Source organism: Helcococcus sp. KG196 (assembly GCF_046035495.1).
GTDB lineage: Bacteria > Bacillota > Clostridia > Tissierellales > Peptoniphilaceae > Helcococcus > Helcococcus ovis.
Genome location: NZ_JBFNFI010000003.1, coordinates 80,172 through 101,593, shown reverse-complemented (window position 1 = coordinate 101,593; position 21,422 = coordinate 80,172). Strand labels below are relative to the sequence as shown.

General features: G+C 28.2%; 17 protein-coding genes and 1 pseudogene. 16 read left to right on the top strand and 2 right to left on the bottom strand.

Annotated features, from left to right (window positions below; all coding sequences use genetic code 11):
- Positions 1-16: 16 nt before the first annotated feature.
- From ABGF45_RS02525 to ABGF45_RS02465, 13 genes are all read left to right on the top strand, one after another.
- Positions 17-1,201, top strand: a complete 1,185-nt coding sequence (locus ABGF45_RS02525; RefSeq protein WP_134743913.1) for an MFS transporter — start codon at positions 17-19, stop codon at positions 1,199-1,201.
- Between the two features lie 257 nt (positions 1,202-1,458).
- Positions 1,459-2,256, top strand: a complete 798-nt coding sequence (locus ABGF45_RS02520) for a class B sortase (RefSeq protein WP_167554070.1) — start codon at positions 1,459-1,461, stop codon at positions 2,254-2,256.
- A gap of 1 nt (position 2,257) precedes the next feature.
- Positions 2,258-3,154 carry a DNA-3-methyladenine glycosylase gene (locus tag ABGF45_RS02515; protein WP_134712019.1) on the top strand — a complete coding sequence of 299 codons (897 nt, stop codon included), beginning with the start codon at positions 2,258-2,260 and terminating at the stop codon, positions 3,152-3,154.
- Positions 3,155-3,222: 68 nt separating this feature from the next.
- On the top strand, positions 3,223-3,495 hold the full coding sequence (locus ABGF45_RS02510) for a co-chaperone GroES (protein WP_134712018.1): 273 nt from the start codon (positions 3,223-3,225) through the stop codon (positions 3,493-3,495).
- A gap of 9 nt (positions 3,496-3,504) precedes the next feature.
- Positions 3,505-5,130 carry a chaperonin GroEL gene (gene groL, locus ABGF45_RS02505; RefSeq protein ID WP_134712017.1) on the top strand — a complete coding sequence of 542 codons (1,626 nt, stop codon included), beginning with the start codon at positions 3,505-3,507 and terminating at the stop codon, positions 5,128-5,130.
- A 116-nt stretch (positions 5,131-5,246) separates the two neighbouring features.
- Positions 5,247-5,954 carry a response regulator transcription factor gene (locus tag ABGF45_RS02500; RefSeq protein WP_245151220.1) on the top strand — a complete coding sequence of 236 codons (708 nt, stop codon included), beginning with the start codon at positions 5,247-5,249 and terminating at the stop codon, positions 5,952-5,954.
- A gap of 8 nt (positions 5,955-5,962) precedes the next feature.
- Entirely contained in the window at positions 5,963-7,708 is a 1,746-nt protein-coding gene (gene pepF / locus ABGF45_RS02495; protein ID WP_134712015.1) for an oligoendopeptidase F, read from the top strand.
- Positions 7,709-7,765: 57 nt separating this feature from the next.
- Positions 7,766-9,586, top strand: a complete 1,821-nt coding sequence (locus ABGF45_RS02490; RefSeq protein ID WP_408112577.1) for a 5'-nucleotidase C-terminal domain-containing protein — start codon at positions 7,766-7,768, stop codon at positions 9,584-9,586.
- Positions 9,576-11,273: a M3 family oligoendopeptidase gene (locus ABGF45_RS02485; protein WP_134768815.1), complete on the top strand. Its 1,698-nt coding sequence runs from the start codon at positions 9,576-9,578 to the stop codon at positions 11,271-11,273. Before ABGF45_RS02490 ends, ABGF45_RS02485 begins: the two co-directional genes overlap by 11 nt.
- Before the next feature lie 183 nt (positions 11,274-11,456).
- A complete protein-coding gene (locus ABGF45_RS02480; protein WP_167554069.1) occupies positions 11,457-11,603 on the top strand; it encodes a hypothetical protein in 147 nt (48 codons plus the stop codon).
- A 92-nt stretch (positions 11,604-11,695) separates the two neighbouring features.
- Positions 11,696-12,043 (top strand): hypothetical protein, encoded by a 348-nt coding sequence (locus tag ABGF45_RS02475; RefSeq protein WP_134712012.1) that lies wholly within the window; start codon positions 11,696-11,698, stop codon positions 12,041-12,043.
- Between the two features lie 321 nt (positions 12,044-12,364).
- On the top strand, positions 12,365-12,700 hold the full coding sequence (locus ABGF45_RS02470) for a transposase (RefSeq protein WP_209021579.1): 336 nt from the start codon (positions 12,365-12,367) through the stop codon (positions 12,698-12,700).
- 31 nt (positions 12,701-12,731) lie between these two features.
- Entirely contained in the window at positions 12,732-13,199 is a 468-nt protein-coding gene (locus ABGF45_RS02465) for a transposase (protein ID WP_209021578.1), read from the top strand.
- A gap of 747 nt (positions 13,200-13,946) precedes the next feature.
- Here ABGF45_RS02465 and ABGF45_RS02460 read toward each other — a convergent pair.
- Complete coding sequence (locus ABGF45_RS02460) at positions 13,947-16,472, bottom strand: hypothetical protein (RefSeq protein ID WP_134743908.1); 2,526 nt, start codon at positions 16,470-16,472, stop codon at positions 13,947-13,949.
- An 11-nt stretch (positions 16,473-16,483) separates the two neighbouring features.
- Positions 16,484-18,562, bottom strand: a complete 2,079-nt coding sequence (locus ABGF45_RS02455) for an RND family transporter (protein ID WP_134743907.1) — start codon at positions 18,560-18,562, stop codon at positions 16,484-16,486.
- Between the two features lie 257 nt (positions 18,563-18,819).
- On the opposite strand from ABGF45_RS02455, the gene ABGF45_RS02450 reads away from it, so the two are divergent.
- From ABGF45_RS02450 to ABGF45_RS02440, 3 genes and pseudogenes are all read left to right on the top strand, one after another.
- Positions 18,820-19,428: a TetR/AcrR family transcriptional regulator gene (locus ABGF45_RS02450; RefSeq protein WP_167620354.1), complete on the top strand. Its 609-nt coding sequence runs from the start codon at positions 18,820-18,822 to the stop codon at positions 19,426-19,428.
- A 991-nt stretch (positions 19,429-20,419) separates the two neighbouring features.
- Positions 20,420-20,545: pseudogene (locus ABGF45_RS02445) on the top strand (AAA family ATPase); the annotation flags it as partial.
- Positions 20,546-20,563: 18 nt separating this feature from the next.
- The gene (locus ABGF45_RS02440; protein WP_209021577.1) at positions 20,564-21,304 is read left to right on the top strand and encodes an ATP-binding protein; all 741 of its coding nucleotides are present in this window, start codon (positions 20,564-20,566) and stop codon (positions 21,302-21,304) included.
- The last annotated feature ends 118 nt before the right edge of the window (positions 21,305-21,422 follow it).

The following is a 21,422-nucleotide window of genomic DNA, read 5'->3' as shown; positions in this document are numbered from 1 at the left end:
GTTAGAGGAGATATATATGAAAAAAATTTATAGATTACTATTATTAGTTTTAATTTTAAATATTGCAGATAGTATTTTCTATATGAGTATGTTGTGGTATATTAATAACAATTTTAAGGATAGTTATTTTCTTGGCTTGTTTTTTTCAATAACATTAATTCCAGATATTTTTATATTTTTTCTAGGACCAATAATAGATAAATTCAGTACAAAGAAATTACTATATATATCTATTTTTACACAAATTTCTTGTTTATTATTTTTTATTTTATTTAATCAATATTTGTCAATAGGTATATTATTATTCATAATTTTTATTTCTACAACAGCTAGCACTTTTAGTTATGTAATTCAAGGGACTTTAATCCCTAAAATTGTTGATAAAAATGAAATATTGTTTGCAAATTCTATATTTGAATTTTCTAGTAAAGTTCTAGATTCTTTTTTGAATTCTATAATATCAATAATTATTGCTAGTTTTGGCATTTTTATTTTATTTAGATATGATGTATTGATATTTATATTATCGTTACTGGTATTATCAGGTGTTAAACTTAAATTTCAAACAAAAGTTGATAATACTGAAGATAAATATAATTTTAAGAAATATAAATTAGAATTAAAGGAAGGTTTAACTTTTGTTAATAATAATAGTTTATTAAGAGATGTTACATTAATTTTCTTAATTATAAATTTTTTTAATGCTATACAGGCTGTTGCATATCCTATATATTCAAAAATATATTTTAATGGTGAAGTTTACTATGGTTTACTTCTAAGTGTTAAAGGTATTAGTGGGATAATTGGTAGTATAGTATCAAGTTATGTTATAAGAAAAATTAGTAAATCAAATTTATTGGGATTTCTTTTATTATTAAATGGAGTAGTATGGTTTGTAGCGATTTTTACAAGAAATATATATCTAAATCTTGCACTATTTTTTATTGGATATTTCGCAATGTCCATTTACAATATAGGGTTTAGTAGTATATTTCGTATTGTTCCACCGGAAGAATTGTTAGGAAGAGTTAATTCAACCGTAGATTCCTTAATAGCTGTAGCTATGCCTTTAGGAAGTTATATTGCTGGAATTATTATTACTGATAATATTGTGTATGTAATGACGATATTACCGTTATCTATGTTTGTTGGTGGAATTTATTTTATTAAGCATCAAAAATTAAATGAATTTTATTTATAGAGTAAATTATGAAATATTCTTAAAAAATAAGGTAATATTACATTTTCTTATCTCATATTTTTTTAATCGCATGGTGGTTGAATTCAAAATCGACAATCAATAATTTTTAGACTATATTTATGGGATGAAAAAAATGTAAATATAATTAAAGAAAATTTTACAACTCTAGATTATATTCATTCTACCCATTTTGTACATATTTATTAATTATGATAATATGTGATATAATATTTTAAAAAAGTTAAATGGAGAATTTAATGAAAAGAGCTAAAAAAATTATTTTAACATTAGTGCAAATTATATTAGTTGCGGTTATTATATATAGTGTATATGAAATAGGAATATATTATTATCAAAATTATAGATCTACAAAAAAATTAAATGAAGTATCTGAACAAGTTACAAAAATTGAAAAAGATATAGAGGTTAATAACAAAGGAAAAGAACTTTCAAAAAAAGAAAAAGATAAACTTGCGAAAAAAATTATTGCTGATTTAAAAAAAAGAAATAAGGATATCAAAGCATTTATAAAAGCTAAGGACTTTAAGGTTAATTTTCCTGCTACTTATTTATTTGAAAATAATGAGACATATCTTTTTAGTGATTTAGATGGTAATTGGTCAAGACCCGGAACGTTGATGGTCAACGGATACAATAATCCTGATTTTTCTGATATGAATACAACTATTTTTGGACATAATTTGAGAACTAATCCTGAAATGTATGCTCCGATGTTTAAGCTTTTATTAACATTAGAAAATAAAGATATTGTTAATTCTAAAGATGAATTTATAATAGAAGTATATACAGAGCAAGGTTATCATGAATATAAGATATTTACAGCTTATTACTCAGATGTAAATGATTATTATATTCAAGCGAATAGAAATAAAGATGAATGGGTAGAATACTTAAATAAAGTAAAAAATAAATCAATTAACAAGTTTAAATATGAACCGAAATTTACGGAAAATTCTAAGATTTTAACATTATCAACATGTGATAATGAAACATTAGAAGGTAGATTTGTGGTACATGCTGTGGAAGTGGAGTAAGATGAAATATATTATAGAAAAAAAAGAAGATTATTTATTAATTAAAGGGCTTAAGGACTTCAATTTAACTCATATTTTTGAATGTGGACAAGCATTTAGATGGGAAAAAACGCAAGATCAATCCTATATTGTTATAGCATTTGGAAAAGTTATAGAATTAAAACATGATGTAAATGGAGATTTAATTGTTTTTAATTCTTCGGAAAATGATTTTATAAATATTTGGCATAATTATTTTGATTTGAATAGAGATTATTCTAAATTGAAAAATGATTTAAAACTCACAAGAGCATATTCTAAAAATGATAGTCTTAAAGATGCCATGAATTTTGGATATGGTATTAGAATTTTAAATCAGGAAAAATTTGAAACGATAATTTCGTTTATAATTTCAGCTAACAATCAAATTCCTAGGATAAAAAATTCAATAAGATTATTATCGGAAAATTACGGAGAATTTATCGAAGAATATAAAGGTAATAAATATTATTCATTTCCAAAAGCTGAAGTTTTAGCAAAAGCTGACCCTGAAGAAGTTAAAGAAATATGCAGGGTTGGATTTAGAAATACAAGGATAGTTGATTGCTCTGAAATGTATATAGGTACTCCGGAAATTTTTGATGAAAATTTAGATGACCTCACATTGGGCAATAATCTATTGACAGTTCCGGGTATAGGACCGAAAGTTAGAGATTGTATATTATTATTTGGATATGCAAGAGGTGAAACATTTCCTGTCGACGTTTGGGTAAAAAGATTAATGGAAACTTTGTATATTGGAAATACTCTACCTAATAGTAAAATTTTAGAAGAAGGTACAAATTATTTTGGAAAACTTAGAGGATATGCTCAGCAATATTTGTTTTATTACGCAAGAGAAAATAAAATTGGAAAGTAGTATTATTTTCCTTTTTTTGTGATATAATTTTATTAGCAAATAAAATGATTGAGTGATAAGGAGGAAATATGAAAATTAAACCTATAGGAAACAGATTGGTATTAAAATCATTAAAAAAACAAGAGAAAACTATATCAGGCATAATTATTCCTGAAAGCTCTAAAGAAACACCAGTTTTTGCAGAGGTTATAGAGATATCAAAAGATTTAGAAAATTTAAATGATATTAAATTAGGGGACAGGGTTTTATACACAAAATATAAAGCAACTATTGTAAAAGAAAAAGAAGAAGAATACATAGTAATTGATAAAGAAGATATATTAGCTATTATTGAAGAATAGGAGATTTTTATGAGTAGAGAAATTAAATATGGCCTTGATTCAAGAAAGGCTTTGGAGGCCGGAATAAACAAATTAGCAGATGCTGTAAAAGTAACTGTAGGACCTAAGGGGAGAAATGTAGTTATAGATAGGGGATATGGAGCACCACTTATTACAAATGATGGAGTTACTATAGCGAAAGAAATAGATTTAAAAGATAAATTTGAAAATATGGGAGCTCAGTTGTTAAAAGAGGTTTCTATAAAAACTAATGATGTTGCAGGAGACGGTACAACAACAGCTACTATACTTGCTCAAGCTATAGTTAGAGAAGGGCTTAAAAATATTGCAGCTGGGGCAAATCCTATAATATTACAAAAAGGTATAAAGAAAGCAACACAATTAGTGGTTGAAAAAATAAAGTCATTTTCTATACCTGTTGATTCGACAAATTCTATAGCACAAGTAGGCTCTATATCTTCAGCTGATAAGAAGATTGGTGAATTAATTGCAGAGGCAATGGAAAAAATTGGAAAAAATGGAGTAATTACTGTAGAAGAGTCTAAAACAATGGAAACTAATTTACAAATAGTAGAAGGAATGCAATTTGATAAGGGATTTTTATCGTCATATATGGTATCAAATGCTGATAAAAAAATTGCTGAGTTAGATAATCCTTATATCTTAATTACTGATAAAAAAATAGGAAATATACAAGAAATTTTACCTATACTTGAACAAATTGTTGAAGTTTCAAAACCATTATTAATTATTGCGGAAGATATTGAAGGAGAGGCTTTGACAACATTAATTTTAAATAAAATTAGGGGAACATTTAATGTTGTAGCTGTAAAAGCACCAAGCTTTGGAGAAAACAGAATAAAAATATTAGAAGATATCGCAATATTAACCGGAACTAAGGTATTTAAATCAGAGTTAGATGATGATTTGAAATTAGTAAAACTAGACGAGCTTGGAAGTGCTAAAAAAGTTAATGTTGATAAGGACTCAACTACAATTGTAGATGGATTAGGCTCAAAAGAAGAATTAGAAAATAGAATAAATTCTATAAAAAATGACATTTTAAATTCTGACTCTGATTTTGATATAGAAAGATATAAATCCAGACTTGCAAAATTGTCGGGAGGGGTAGCATTGATTCAAGTTGGTGCTATTACTGAAGTTGAAATGAAAGAGAAAAAACTTAGAATTGAAGATGCCCTTGCAGCTACAAAAGCAGCAGTTGAAGAAGGTATTGTTCCTGGAGGAGGTACTGTACTTTTAGATTCTATAAAATATTTAGATGAATATATTTCTACAATAGAAGGTGATGAAAAAACAGGAGCAATTATTATTTCTAAAGCTTTAGAATATCCGGCAAAACAGATTGCTGAAAATGCAGGAGTTGAAGGATCGGTTATAGTTGATAAAGTAAAAAATTTAGATGCGGGAATAGGATATGATGCCTTAAATAATAAATATGTAAATATGATTGAAGAGGGTATAGTTGATCCTACTAAGGTAACAAGATCTGCATTGGAAAATGCATCATCTATTGGGTCTATGATATTAACAACTGAAGCCGCAATTACTGAAAGTTTTGATGAAAAGGAATTAAATCAAACATCACCAAATATGAATGGATTAAATTTTTAATCTCATAAAATAAGAAGTTAATCTTTTCGTTTTTTGAAAAGGTTAACTTTTTATTTGTGTAAAATGTTACATTTATGTTATAATTCATTTAACATATAAAAAGGGGTGGTATTACAGTGAAATTACTTTTAGTTTACTCAGATCAGGAATTTATAGATAATTTTATTTACAGTTTTAAATCTGAAGAATATGAAATTTTTTCAGCAAATACAATTAAGGAGGCATTATTTTCTATACAAAAGAATGAATATGATCTTGTAATCATGGATATGGTTTTTAAAGATGGAACCGGATTGGATTTGAAGAGAAAAATGAATGAAATTATTAATATACCAACTATAGTTGTGTCTAATAATAAAGAGCCTAATGAAATAGTTTTAGCTTTAGAATATGGATGTGATGACTATATTATCAAGCCGTTTTACTTACTTGAATTGAAAGCAAGGATTAGATCTGTACTTAGAAGAAGTAGGGCTAATAAAACTGAAACAATAAAAATTGTGAAAGAGGCTGACAACTCTATGGCTAAAGATAAGTTTAAGTTTAATATATTAGGTAGAAAAGTTACAGTGGATGATTTAGAGTTGGATTTGACAGGAAAAGAATTTGATTTACTATTTATTCTTGTTTCAAATAAAGGAAAAGTATTTTCTAGAAAAGAATTAGCTGCTTCTTTATGGAAAGATATAGAAGAATCAAATATTAGAACAGTTGATGTTCATATTAGAAGACTTAGAGAAAAATTAGAATCAACACAAACTGATAGATATATTCAAACTAAATGGGGAGAAGGATATTTTTACAGTGATGAAATGGATTCATAGGAGGAATTATGGAAAAATTAAGATGGGATTTGGAATCAATTTATTCAAACGATGATTTAGCAAGAGATGAAATAAAAAATATTGAAAAATTATTGGAAGAAGTTAAATCATTGAAAGAAGAACCTAAAAAAAATTTAGTAAAATTATTACAAAAGGATGTTGAAATTTCAAGATTATTATATAAACTGGCAGCATATTCACATATGAAAAAAGATGAGGATTCAAATGTATCTAATTTTCAAAAATTAGATAAGGAAGTTTCTAATTTAAACTCAAAAATTTCAACAGTATTCGCATTTTTAACCCCTCTTTTATTGTCTTTAGATAAACAAGAAATAGAAGAATTGAAGAATAAAGAAGAGTTAAAAGCCTATGATGTATATTTAAATAAAATTTTTAGATATAAAGCTCATACATTATCAGATAAAGAAGAATTGATAATGAGCTCATTAAGTTCAACATTAAGAACATCAGCAAATTTGTATTATTTTTTAACTAATACTGATATGAAATTTCCATATTTAGAAAAATTTGATAAGCAACTTACAAATATAAATTTTGTAAATACTCAAATGGATGAAAATAGAGAATTGAGAAAAGAATCATTTAAGAAGTTTTATGATACATATAATCAATACGGAAACACAATAGCTCAATCCTATTATTCACATATTGATGGATTGGGTAAAATTTCAAAATTAAGAAAATATAACTCCATAAGAGAAATGTTTTTGTATAGAGATGATGTAAGTACTCAAGTTTATGATGCTTTGGTTGAATCAATACATACTAATTTACCATATTTACACAAATATTATGAAATTAAGAAAAGAGCATTAGGGTTGGATGAACAACATATGTATGATGTATATATGCCGATGACAAGTAAATTTGAAAAGAAATATACTTTTGAGGAAGCTAAAGAATTAGTTATAGAATCAGTTAAACCAATGGGGGAAGAATACGTAAATAACTATAAAAAAGCTTTTGAAGAAAATTGGATTGATGTTGAACCAAGACCTGGAAAGAGAAATGGAGCGTATTCATCAGGTTCCTATGATACAAAACCATTTATACTATTGAATTTTGATGGCACATTAAGTAGTGTATTTACATTAGCACATGAAATGGGACATTCATTACACAGTTATTATGATAGATCCACAAATGACTTCTTACATTCAGGGTATACAATTTTCGTTGCAGAAGTAGCATCAACATTTAATGAAGCATTATTATTAGATTTATTAATGAAAAAAGCTGAAAGTGAAGAAGAATTATTATACTTAACAGATTTTTATGTAAATAACTATAAGTCAACAGTATTTAGACAAACTATGTTTGCTGAATTTGAAAGAGATGTTCATCATAAGATTGAAAATGGCGAAGTATTGACAAAAGATGATTTTTCAAATATTTACTTTGAATTAAATAAGAAATATTTTGGAGATTCAATGGTATCAGATGAAGAAATAGCTTATGAATGGATGAGAATACCTCACTTTTATTCAAATTTTTATGTATATAAATATGCTATCGGATTTACAGCATCTTCAATTTTAGTAAGAAGAGTATTAGAAGGTGTTGAAAATGCCAGAGAAAATTATATTAAATTCTTAAAAGATGGGGATAATCATTTCCCAATTGAACAATTAAAGATTGCAGGAGTTGATATGTCAAATCCTGAAACAGTTAATAAATCTCTAGAAACATTTAGAGAATTAGTTGATAAATTAGATAAATTGATAAAGTAAAAAATTAAAGAATTACTAAAAATAATTAAAATTTAGTAATTAGACTTTTGGGGAAATATGAAAAATAAACTAAAAGTAACTCTATTGTGTACTAGTGATGTTCATGGATATTATATGCCCTGGGATTATTCTAAAGATGAATATTCTAAAAAGGGAGGATTATCAAGAGTTTCAACATACGTTAAATCTTTGAAAAAAGAAAATGAATATGTTGTATTGATGGACAATGGAGACTTAATTCAAGGTAATAGTGCTGAATATTTTATTAATCGAGAAAAATATCCGGGTATTGAAGTTATAAATAAAATGAAATATGAAATTTATAATATGGGAAATCATGAATTTAACTTTGGAATGGATCATTTAATTGATGTAGTTAGACAATTTAATGGAGTTTCAATGATGGGAAATCTCTATAGAAAGAAAAATACTATGAGATTTATGAATGGTGTATATTATAAAAATATTAAAGGTATCAGAATTGGATTTGTCAGTTTAAATACACCTTTAGTTAGAAAATTTGAAGCTAAACGTGGTAATTTAAAAAATTTTGACGTAATAGATGCAGATTTTGAGCTTGAAAGACTTCTGAAAGAAGTGGGAGAATGTGACGCTTTGATAGGGTTGTTCCATATGGGTGATTTTAATGAAAATGACATTGAAAATACCGGTATTATTGACTTATTAAATAATGTAAAAGGTGCGGAAAAAATTGATGCGATTTTTGGTGGGCATATGCATCAAATTATTAACAAAAAGATAAATAATACAATTTTTCTTGAACCAGGGTATCATGCTGAAGGTTTAAGCAGGTTGGATTTAACTTTTGATATAGATAGTAAAAAATTAGAAGATATAAGACCATCAATTATAAAAATTGATGATGAAATAGAATCTGATGAGGAAATTGAAGATATCTTAGCTCAATATCATAAAGAATTGAGAGAAAGAGCAAATGAGTTTATAGGGTATACTTCAGAGGATTTATCTGAAAATGATGATGTCAAAGGGATAGCTCAAACAAGAGTTGCTCAAACGAAAGTTACAGATTTCTTTTTGGACGTAATGCTTGATTATAGTGGTGCTGACGTAGTATCAATTCATTTAGATAACCCGTATCCAGTGATTCTAAAAGGAGAGATTAAGCGAAAAAATATAAATAATTCATATAGTTATTCCGGAGGGGAAATTTCTATATATAACATTTTGGGATCTGATTTAAAGAAATATATTGAATGGTCAGCAGGAGTATTCAATAAGTTTTACCCTGATGATATTAACATTTCTTTTAATCCTGAAAGAATTAAATTTAAGTATTCTACATTTGATATTTTTGGAAATATAAAATACGATATTGACTTAAATGAAGATGAAGGAAATAGGATAAAAAATCTAAGGAAAATGGATGATACAGAAATCTCAGATGATGAAATATTGAAGCTTGGTATAAATAAATACAGAATGGATTATTTAATATCATTAAATGGGCCTTTAAGCGGATTAAAGATGTCACCTATAAGAAGTTCAATTACAGATAAAAGCTTAAATGTAAGAGGGACAATAAGAAATCTTTCAGTTAGATATATTGGATTACTCCCAAATAAATTATATGTTCCTAAAAATATAAAAAGATGGAATGTTTTGTTAAATAATTCCAATGATGAATTAAGAAAGTTTGCTATAAATCTTATCAATGAGGGAAGTTTATTATTATATAAGCTAGAAAATGGAAAAACAGATTTTGCAAGGCCATTAAATTTAAATGAAAAATTAGAAAAATATCAAATAGAAAAATTGAAAGAAAAATACGATTTTAATGAAGATTTAATACTAAGAGAAATATTAAACGAAATAAAAAGAGGTAGTTATGAAGTTTAAGGATATAAAATATACAAGACCTGATTTTGAAAAAGTATTATCAGATTTAGATAAATACATGGAGGAAGCTAAGAATTCAAAAACAAGTGAAGAATATTTTGATGCATTAAAAAATATTGAAGATATTTCCTGTCAATTTTCGCAAGATTATACAATTGCGTATGTTAGAAATTCAATCGATACAAGAGACGAATTTTATGAAAAAGAAGTAGAGGCTTTTAATGAAGTTTTACCTAGATTTTCACAACTGGATAATAAATTAAAAAATATTAGATTAGATTCTCCATTTAGAAATGAATATGAAGAAAGATTTGGCAAAAATATTACAAAAAAAGATCAACTACAAAAGGATATATTTAAACCTGAAATTATGGAAGATAAAGTTAAAGAGTCAAAATTATCTGTTGAATACCAAAAATTAATGGGTACTGCAGAAATTGAATTTGATGGAAAAAAATTAAATTTATCAAAAATGGTTCCATACAAGCAATCAGAAGATAGAGAAGTTAGAAAGGCAGCATCAGAAGCTACATCAAAATGGTTTGATGAAAGGAAAGATCAGTTTGACAATATTTATGATCAACTAGTAAAAATCAGACATGAAATTGCTACAAAGTTAGGATTTAAATCATATCTTGACGTTGCATATAGAGAATTTGGTAGAACTGATTGGAATAGAGAAGACGCTAAAAATTACAGAGAACAAATTTTAAAATATATAGTTCCATTAACAAGAAAATTTTATGAAGAACAAAAAGAAAGAATCGGTGTAGATCAATTAAAATACTATGATTTGGGATTAGAATTCTTATCAGGAAATCCAACTCCAAAAGGAGATGAAGAAAAACTTGTAAAAGAAGCTCAAAAAATGTATAAAGAATTATCTTCAGAAACTGATGAATTTTTCAGTGCAATGATTGATAATGAAATGATGCATTTATCTTCTACTGATGGTAAAGCACCAGGTGGCTATATGACTTCATTAGATGTAATCGGATTACCATTTATATTTGCAAACTTTAATGGTACAGCACATGATGTTGATGTTTTAACTCATGAAGCAGGACATGCATTCCAAGGTTATGTAACAAGAAATGTACATCCTGTTGAAAACAGAGGTGCTTGCATGGAAATCATGGAAACACACTCAATGAGTATGGAATTCTTTACACATCCATGGATGGAAGCGTTTTTCGGTGAAGATACAGAAAAATATTACTACAACCACGTTGTTGGGGCGTTAAAATTCTTACCATACGGAGCATCAATTGATGAATTCCAAGAATGGGTATATGACAATCCTACAGTAACGCCGGAAGAAAGAAATGCCAAATTTAGAGAAATTGAAAAGAAATATTCTCCACATATTGATTATGCAGACAATCACTATATGGAATCTGGTAGAAGATGGCAAGCCCAAATGCATGTTTATCAATCACCATTCTACTATTTAGATTACACAATTGCTCAAATCAATGCGTTCCAATTTTTTGTTTTAGATATGGAAAACCACGAAGAAGCATGGAGTAAATATTTGGAATTGTGTAAGTTAGGAGGAAGTTTAGGTACAAAAGAAATTATTAAACATGTTGGACTAAAAAATCCATTTAAAGCAGAAACATTTGAATATATTGTTCCAAAGTTAGAAGCTTACTTAGAAAGCTTAGATAACAATAAAATTAAATAATATAATTTTTTAGATAAACTATTACTGTAAGATAATAATATTTTTGTAAAAGCATATAGCGATACATCAATAATTTGGAAAAGTTTAGCTGGCACATATTGGATTCCAGGTATTGGAAAAGTAGTAATAACAGTTGCGGGGGTTATTATAATAGGAGACGCTGCAATAAAAACAGGAACTTGGTTGTATAATCAAGTGGTTAATTATTTCAAAAATAATAATGTTGAGGAAGAAAGTATTTCGATGACCGCTGATGAAATAATTTCTAAATTTAGAAAAGATAGAATTAGAAGAGAATTCCCATCTGAGTTTTTATATAAAACAATTTAAGAAATAATGAATGCTGCATCTAGAGGAATGCAAACGCAAGAAAAGCTTTGAAGCTTCTAAGGGATGGCAGATTTAGGAAATGAGAATAAGTTATGAATATAACAGTTAAAGTATTGGTCGCTAATTATATAAATGAACAAATTTTATCATATATGGAAAAAATATATTATTGTAAAATTAATTTTGAAATTGGTATATTTGATGAGGTTAATAATGAATATATAAAGAAAATTACAGAAGGTAGTATAAAAGAATTAGAATATACGAATGAATTTGGAGAGATAGTAAAAGAAAAAATACTGTTTGTATTGGGTTATGATATATTATATAATGATTTAAATTTAGAAAATGGAACAGAATTATATCAACAATTTATACATTTTAATTTCGATATAGTGTTAAATCCAAATGAAATAGTAGAAAAATATTATGATTATTAATAGTTCTTTGAAAGGGGTTGTTGCAAAATAGCCTCTTTAAATTAAAATAATTTAATAAATGTATCAAAAAAGCCCTGAATTCTAACCGTTCAGGGCTTTTTGTGATAAAATAGTTTTATGACATACAATACTTTATCTGTGTTTAATTCTAACCTAAAGCATGGAGAAATTCAATTAAAAATGGATTTTAATCTAGATATTGTTGTTGAAAGTGATTTAAAGCTTTTGGTTTTGCGAAAATTAGTTGAGTAGATAGATTTAAGTTTCATAGTAGATGCATACTCCGTTAAAGGGAGAAAAACATTAGTTGATCCTATTACAATGTTTAAGATTCTAATCTACTGCTACTCAGAAGGAGTTAGAACTTCTAGAGAAATAGAGAAAATGTGTAAATATGACTTAAGAATTTTGTACCTTCTTGAAGGAAAAAAATCACCTGATCATTCGACAATAAATAGATTTAGAAATAAATTAGCACCTTTCGTTGAGAAAATACTTTATTTAAATAATCAGTATTTGTTAGAAAATGACTTTTTAGATGCTTCAAGCATATACATTGATGGTACTAAAATTGAAGCTAATTCCAATAAATATATTTTTGTTTGGAAAAAATCAGTCATAAAATTTAAGAGCCTTCATAAAGCCTTCAAACTATGAGATATAAAAAACTAGAAAATATAAATAAGATTTGAAATTTAGAGAAAGTTTAATCGATAACAAAGAGACAGACAGTTATGAAAGTAAAGATGGTGATTTGTTTGTAAGAATAAAAGATAAAAAAAGAGTAAAGAAAAGCGGCTATATTTCAACATCTAAAGTATATAAATGTTTTGATTGGAACAAAGATGGATTTAAGACAAAATCGCTATATTTTACAGAAATATTTGAGAAATACAGGTTAAATTATTTAGAAAACATAACTTCATTAGAAGGTATAAATGAGAGAATAAACAGGTCTATACAAGCTGAAGGTGAGTTTTCGAAATTAAAAGAAGCCTTGGGCTACAAAAGGTTTAATCATAAAGGATTAAAAAATGTAGTAACCGAGATAAGTATCATGGCAATAGCTATGAATCTAAACACCTTAACAAATAAAATATATGATAAAGATTATGGTCCAACAAGATATCAAATATCGGAAGAAAAAATAGCGTAAATTTAGAAAAAAAAATTAAGGATCATACCTTTATTTCTTGCGCTCATTTTTAGGGTGCAGTCTAAAAAATCAAAAATTTTTAATAATCTAAAATCTAAATCCAATCAAGTAATATCAATATCTACAGAAAAAAAAGAAAAAAGACCATTACATAATGATTTTTATATCATTATGAAACAGTCCCTTTCTATGTGTATGATGGGGATGGGTAGATACCCCGCGGGGTATCTACAATAATTTTATGAAATTTGTGGGCTTTTCAGGATTTTGGAGGTTTTCGGGGTATTGTAAGCTTTATGGGTAGGGAGAGGTTACTGTGGGCTATGTAGATTTTATAGATTCTATATTGGGGTTGGCACCATTTTGGCACCAAATTTTGAAATTTTAATTTTAGTACCATTTTTGCCAGTCGATTTTGGCACCAAATCTTATATTTTTAATTTTAGTACCAATTATTTTTGGCGATTTTGGCACCAAATCTTATATTTTTAATTTTAGTACCAATTATTTTTGGCGATTTTGGTACCAAATTGGGAAAAATCGAATTTAGTACCATTTTCACTCAAAAATTTTGGCACAAAATTGGAAAATATTTAATTTAGTACCATTTCAGGCCAGGATTTTGGAGTCTATGATTATGCCCCTTCAAATATAATAAAATCAACAAAGCATTCCTCCAAACTTGAAGGATTCTATAACTATACTCCTCTCAAAAAAAGGAGAAGATAACTGCTCCTCCTAATTTCATTAATCAATCTTAACCAAGTATTTAACTTTTGTCTTCACTTCACCATCATAACCAGTGAAGCTATCTTCAAATGTTTGATCGAATTTAATTAACTCATCTTTAATTTTAACTATTTTGTCTATTTTATCTAATCCTTCACTTGCTTTTTTATCAAGTTCGTTGATTCCCTTATCCATGTATTCATTCATGCCTTCAGAAAGTTCTTGATTTGCTTTGTTTAATTCTGAGCTTGCATTTGTAAGTTCAGGCATTTTGCTATTGATTTGGTTTAATCCTTCATCTAATTGACCTGTAGCTTGGACTAATTTTTGACTTCCTTGATTGTATAATTGATTTACACCTTGTTCAAACATATCAAGTCCTGTGTTTAGTTCAAATGAACCATTTTGTAATTTTTCAATACCACCATTTAGTTTTTCGTAATTATCTCTAAGCATTATTGAGCCTTGATTTAATTGATTTGTAGCATTTGATAATTGCTTAACTTTAGGCAAATATTGATTTACTTTATTTGTTATTTCTTTAGATTTATCATTTAATTGTTTATTGCCTTGATTTAACTTATTCGCAACATTTGCGATGTTCTTGTATGCTTTAAGTAATTCGGATTGACCATTATTTATTTGGCTAAGTCCGGCATCTATTTTATCAGAAGAAGTTTTTATGCCAGTCACTCCTGAAGTGTATGCATTTAGTGAAGTGTTGAATTTATCATGTGAAATGGCAAACTCATCTGTCTTTGTATTTAATGCATTTATGCCTTCTGTTGCTCTTGTCACACCTTGATTTAATTCTGTAGCTCCGTTATTAATCGCTTCAGCACTTTGTTTCAATGTGTCAACTGTTTCGGATAATTTAGTAGCAGAATTATTTAATACATTCGCGCTATTACTTTCTTGTTGGAATGTTTTATTTAGAAGAGCTAGTGCTTTTGCCATTTCTGGATTATTTTTTATCTCTTCATTTGCATTTAGACTTTGTAGCAATGATGCAACTTCACCTAAATTATTTTTAATTTCTCCGCTATTGTCTTCAAATTGAGGAGAAAGACAATTTGCAAGTTTTTGTGTAGCTTGATTTAAATTATTTGCTCCTTCTTTTATATTTTTTATTGAGTTACTTAATTGACCTATATTGTCTGAAATTTTGTGACTTGCTTCATTTAGTGCATTGGAAGATTCACTTAATTTTTGACCATTTTCATTTAATTGAGCAATGCCTTCATTAAATTTATGGTAATTTCCAGTCAATTCAGTAGTCTTAGTGTTTAATGTATTAAACTTATCGTTGGCTAAATTTAACCCATTATTTAAGTCGCTTGAACCATTGCTTAATGCATCGGTTGCATCAGTTAATTGATTAATATTTTTAAGATCATCAACCTTTGAAGTCATGCCATTTATTTGTTTTGTGTATTCATTGAAATTTGAGTTATATTTTTCAAAACCTTGTCTATATGCAGATGAACCATTCTTAAGTTCTTTTGCACCATTTAGCATGGAGTTTGAACCTTGATGTAGTTTTTTGCTTGCATCAAGTGTTTTTAAGATGTTGTTGTTTACTTCATTCATACCAGCGTTGATTTTACTTGAACCTGAAGTTAATTGAGATACGCCATCTGATAATTGTTTTACGCCAGAATGGAATTTCTCTTGTCCTTCAGATATCTTTTTACTTACATCTAATAATTTGTCTCCATTAGTTTTTAACTCTTTTAAGGAATCTTTTAAACTATCTAAATCATCAGCTTTTTTCAACTTTTCACTATTTAAATCTAAATTTGTAAAACCAATCATAATTGCTTGAGGTTTGAAATTTTTAACATCCATTTCGATTGTTAACTCATCAACCAATTTGTCTTTAATATCATTGATTTCTTCGATATCTAATTTATCTAAATCATTTTGAAATGTTTCTTTCATACCAGGTGCCATTACTGTATTTAGCACAATCCTTGAACCATCTTTGGTTACTTCGCCAATATTGTGTTCAAAATTATTTACAGAAGAATTATCAGCAATAAATGCGATATCTGCTAAATATGGTCTAAAGATTTTTCTATTTTCTCCATCGATTTTTACATCTTTATATTCTTTATTTTTAAGTTGAATGGTTAATGTCAAATGTCCATTCACATTATCCAAACTAGTATAATCTACAGTCTTTCCATCTAATTTTGCATTCAAATTTATATCGATTGGAAGTTCTCTTTTAGATTTTCCTTGATAATATAAATCTTTATTATCAGTCTTCCAATTAATTTTATTTGACACTCTATCGATTATATCAGAACTTTTCAAATTTTTTACATTTTCCAGATTTGTCTTTTCTGAAAAATTAATCTCTTTATCACTAGTTTGCCATACACTCACAGTCTTTTCTTCTTTGATTTGTCCATTTTCAAAAACTGAAAATACAAATTCATTTCTTTTATCTTCATCACCCTTGGCAAAAAGCACATGTGATGACATTAGAGAAAACGCCAAAATCAAAGCAACAACTCTTTTTAATTTATTATTTTTCATTCTTTACTCCTTTATTGATTTACACTTTCTGGTTTCTTATTTAGCCCTCTTGTAGTTTTTATGATTAATGGTGTTGCGAAATAGATGATTGAAGGTAGGATGAATAGTATTACTAACATACTGAAGAATGCTCCTCTCGCCATCATATGTCCGAACACGCTCACAATTTCCATTTTTGAATAAAGTCCAACACCAGCGGTCGCCACGATAAATGATAGGGCACTAGTGATGATTGAGCTAGATGTTTCCCTTATTGTGGTTTCAATAGCTGTCAATCTATCAGCACCATTCCTAATTTCTTCCATCCATCTAGTTGTCATCAAGATTGAATAGTCGATGGTTGAGCCCAACTGTATTGTTCCAATTATGATTGAAGCCACAAATGGAATGGTTTGATTAACATAAAATGGAACTGCCATATTCATTTGAATGGCTAACTCAATAGCTAAAATTAAAAGTATTGGCAATGAAATAGACTTTAATGTGATCGCTATAATCACAAACACCACAGATATGGATAATATATTTACATTCTTAAAATCTTTATCCGCAATTGTTGTTAGATCATCTGTTAATTCAGCCTCTCCAGTGATATACGCGTTTTTATCATAATTGACAACAATATTTTTCAATTGGTTAATTTGATCGTGTACCTCATCAGAAGCCACTTTATATTTTGACTGAATCATTACCAATTGATAACCATTCCTCTCAAAATTATCTATCAATTTATCCGGCAATATTTCATCCGGAATCATCGCACCCTTTATTTGAGACTTGGACAGAACACTATTGATGCCGTCAACATCCTTTATCTTTTCACTCATTTCCTTTACTTCTTGATCACTCACTTTATCACTCATTACAATGAAATGTGTAGATTGCATATCATAATCATCTTTCAACTTATTTAATGCAACCACTGATTGTAGATCTCTAGGTAGTGATCTATCCAGATTGTAGTAAACATCATAATTCAATGAGCCATACACAGATGGAATCAACAAAACTATTGCCAATATCAAAAATGCCACATGATGTTTAGCTATAAATTTGGCTGTTTTATTAAATTGAGGTAACAACACCTTGTGTTGGTATTTATGAATCAATTTATCAAATGTCAAAATAAATGAAGGAAGTACCGTAATACAAGTCAATAGCCCAAATATTACACCTTTAACCATTACAAGCCCGATATCCTTACCAAGTGTAAGCCTCATAACTATAAGGGCCAAAAATCCTGCAATTGTAGTCAATGAGCTACCGCCCAAAGCATTTATTGTCTTTTCAATAGCTATAGCCATAGCCTCTCTATGATCGGAATATCTCCTTCTTTCTTCTTCATATCTGTGATATAAGAAAATTGAATAGTCCATTGTCACCGCCAACTGTAACACTGCCGCAATGGATTTTGTCAAATATGAAATATTTCCAAATACAAAATTTGTTCCCATATTATACAGCACCGCATAACCTATATTCACAAGGAAAAATATCGGTATGAATGTAGATTTTGTTAAAAATGACAAAACAATCAAACTTAGCACTACCGCTATTCCCGTATATACCGGAGTTTCTTTATCTGTCAAATCCTTGGTATCTTTTACAGTAGGGGATATCCCACTCAAATACCCATCATCTCCAACAATCTCCCTAATACTTTGAACCGCTTCCTGCGTTTCAATAGATGCCGCTGAATAATCAAACTTCACAAACACTAATGTAGAATTTTCGCTATAAAAAGCATTTTCCAAATCTTTAGGCAAAAATTCATTTGGCACCATATTAGGCACTAAACTTGATCTAGAAATTACATCATTTACACCCTTCACCTCTGCAATCTTTTCTTTAATCTCGCCCACTTCAAACTCAGTCTTATCCTCCAAAATCAACATCGAAGTAGCCGCACTATTAAACTTCTTATCTAAAATATCTTGTCCCTTAGTAGATCCAATATCCTGTGGCAAATAACTCAAAATATCATAATTAATATCACTTGCCATAAATCCCAATACCGCCGGCACCAGCAATATAGTGGAAATGATAAGGATCATTTTACTATGTTTAGACACAAACTTTCCTATTTTCATCCTCTAACTCCTTTCTTATTATAAAATACTGACTATTAGTCATTTATTTTATATATTAATATTATATACATTTATGACTAAAAGTCAATAGTTTAAATCATTGGAAAAATTAGGTGAGATAATAAGTTTGTTTATAATGGGAAATTTGGAATGGTTATATGTCGAAATTTTTTAAATATACTACAACAGCACTTGTATAAATTTCTCAAAGTGTTATATTAAATATAAAGCAATAACATTCAATATGTGAGGATAACGTGGAAAATAAAGAAAATAGTAGACGAGAAAAAAATAAATACCTTAAAATTAAAAAACTTTTATCATCAGCATTTCAGCTATTCATTGAGAATGGATTTGACAACACATCAATAGACGAAATTACAAAAAACTCAAAAGTTGCAAAAGGTACATTCTACCTATATTTCAAGGACAAAATCGACATTAGAAATAAATTAATCATAGAAAAATCCAGCGAAGTCGTTGAAATGGCATACAAACACATTCAAGCTCAAAACTACGAAAATCGAGAAGACAAAATCATCGCCTTCTGCGACTACATTATCAACTACCTATCAAATGATAAAGCATTACTAAGCTTAATTCATAAAAACATTTCAACCTCATTATATAAAGAAGTGTTAGAAAAAAACGACTCCGACAACATCATCGTCAAAGTCCTAAATGAATTACAAAAAGAATTCGAAGAAACATTCACAAGTGAAGAATTTCTAATCAATCTATTCATCATACTCGAAATGCTCGGCGCGGTGCTATATTCAAGCATCATCCATGAAGAACCCGTCGAAATTGAAATAATCAAGCCATACCTGTATAGAAATATCAGGAAAATAATTAGAAAAGAATAGTGGAGGATACTTTTTAAGATAGAAGAGGAAGATACCCCGCAAGGGTATCTACTGTAGAGGTTGTGGATGCTGTGTGTTTTGTGGGGCTTTGGGATTCTTCGTGCTTTGTGGGTTTTGCAGATCTGTGCGGATTATAGTCTCTGTAATAGTTTTGTGCCTGTATAATGGCTTAGTGTCTGTTTCGGCACCGTTTTGGTACCAAATCCGGAATTTTCAATTTTAGTACCATTTTTGCCAGTCGATTTTGGCACCAAATTTAGAAAAATCGAATTTAGTACCATTTTGGAGAAAACTCCTTGAAAGTACTACTATGACTATAGATGTTAGAATAGAATTTAATGCCTAAGCAGAATAATGTTACGAAATTACAGTGAATCATTCAAAATAATTTTAGAATTACTAGGCAAATTCATATTTTAAAAATAACCAAGTAAAACATTCCGCCTACACTTCCATTCCTAAAAAATTTTCTAACAATATATCCAAATTCCGAATAACTCCACATATTCACATTTCCATTTCCCTGCTAAGTGATATAATATTATCAAACAGTATTAAAGTATGTCACGAAACATTTATTCGAGGAGGAATTTATGGATAAACAGTTGATTGTGTATTTTAGTGCGAGTGGGACAACAAGGGATGTTGAGAAGAGAATTGAATTCATTTGTAGAGGATAAGAAGGTTACAGAGGAAATGCTTTTAAATGAATCTACAGAAGAGATGATAAGTCGTTTTCTTGAAAGTGTGTAAGGATAAGGTGGAATAGTGTTTTGTCCTTATATACAATCCGAGATTTTAATTGATTCTGAGGTAGAAATGAATATTGAAAGAACAAGAAAATTTTATAAAGAATTAGACACTAAAGAATTATGCCATTGCAACTATTGTCTTAATTAGTTTGAAGAAATAGAAATAAAATATCCCTATCAGGGTTATATAACTAGAAAAATATAGTTATATATTATTGTAATATCCCCTTAAGGGTGATATAAATTCTCTTAATTTAGATAAGAAGATAGATATTGTTATTACTGGTTCAAACGCTAAATTGCTTTCATCTGAGCTTGCTACATATCTAGCTGGAAGGTATGTTTCTATAGTGGTTTACCCGTTTTCATTAAAGGAATCCATCTTGAAGGATGTTGATTTAACATTACAAAACTATATGACTTATGGCGGTTTTCCAGGAGTAGTAGGCATCGAAAACAATCATTCAAAAAGTACGATTCTAAACGACCTATTAGATTCCGTTTTATTAAAAGATGTAATGCTAAGAAACAAAATAAATAACAGTCATCTTTTGAGAGCTTTAGCAAGTTTTATATTTCAAAATTCAGGGTTGATGTTTTCAATTAGAAAAATTTCTAATACAATAAAATCTGAGTTAGGGATTAATTCGAAAGAGGAAACTATATCAATTTACTTAGAATACTTAAAAGAAGTATATTTAATTTATGAATTAGAAAGATATGATTTAAAGGGTAGAAAAGTTTTTTCAAGAAATAATAAATTTTATGGAGTTGACCCAGGATTAAGAACATCATTGGCATCTGGAAAAAATAAAGACTATGGACATATTTTAGAAAATCTCGTATTTTTAGAATTACTACGTAGAGATTATAGAATTTATACAGGTGAAATAGATGATTACGAAATTGACTTTATCTGTGAAAAAAATGAGGAAATAATTTATATACAAGTAAGTATGAGTTTGATAGATGAAAAAACAAGAGAAAGAGAATTTAGGCCTCTTCAGATGATTGAAGATAATTATCCTAAGATTATTTTAAGTTTAGATACTCTTGATTTTTCAGAATCAGGTATAAAAAATATTAATGTAGAACAATTTTTAAAAGGTGAAATAGAGCTATAAAATGTATGAATGTATTTATTATATAAAGTTTCTGATTCAACAGTAAAAATACATCCTAAATGTTAGAAGACAATTCGCTCTTCTAACATTTTTTATGCTATAATTTATACATGTAAAC

What these genes read in the sequence shown, in the direction of transcription:
- ABGF45_RS02525 (WP_134743913.1), top strand. Translation starts at nt 17, where the DNA reads ATGAAAAAAATTTATAGATTACTATTATTAGTTTTAATTTTAAATATT.
- ABGF45_RS02520 (WP_167554070.1), top strand. Translation starts at nt 1,459, where the DNA reads ATGAAAAGAGCTAAAAAAATTATTTTAACATTAGTGCAAATTATATTA.
- ABGF45_RS02515 (WP_134712019.1), top strand. Translation starts at nt 2,258, where the DNA reads ATGAAATATATTATAGAAAAAAAAGAAGATTATTTATTAATTAAAGGG.
- ABGF45_RS02510 (WP_134712018.1), top strand. Translation starts at nt 3,223, where the DNA reads ATGAAAATTAAACCTATAGGAAACAGATTGGTATTAAAATCATTAAAA.
- groL (WP_134712017.1), top strand. Translation starts at nt 3,505, where the DNA reads ATGAGTAGAGAAATTAAATATGGCCTTGATTCAAGAAAGGCTTTGGAG.
- pepF (WP_134712015.1), top strand. Translation starts at nt 5,963, where the DNA reads ATGGAAAAATTAAGATGGGATTTGGAATCAATTTATTCAAACGATGAT.
- ABGF45_RS02490 (WP_408112577.1), top strand. Translation starts at nt 7,766, where the DNA reads ATGAAAAATAAACTAAAAGTAACTCTATTGTGTACTAGTGATGTTCAT.
- ABGF45_RS02485 (WP_134768815.1), top strand. Translation starts at nt 9,576, where the DNA reads ATGAAGTTTAAGGATATAAAATATACAAGACCTGATTTTGAAAAAGTA.
- ABGF45_RS02475 (WP_134712012.1), top strand. Translation starts at nt 11,696, where the DNA reads ATGAATATAACAGTTAAAGTATTGGTCGCTAATTATATAAATGAACAA.
- ABGF45_RS02470 (WP_209021579.1), top strand. Translation starts at nt 12,365, where the DNA reads ATGTTTAAGATTCTAATCTACTGCTACTCAGAAGGAGTTAGAACTTCT.
- ABGF45_RS02460 (WP_134743908.1), bottom strand. Translation starts at nt 16,472, where the DNA reads ATGAAAAATAATAAATTAAAAAGAGTTGTTGCTTTGATTTTGGCGTTT.
- ABGF45_RS02455 (WP_134743907.1), bottom strand. Translation starts at nt 18,562, where the DNA reads ATGAAAATAGGAAAGTTTGTGTCTAAACATAGTAAAATGATCCTTATC.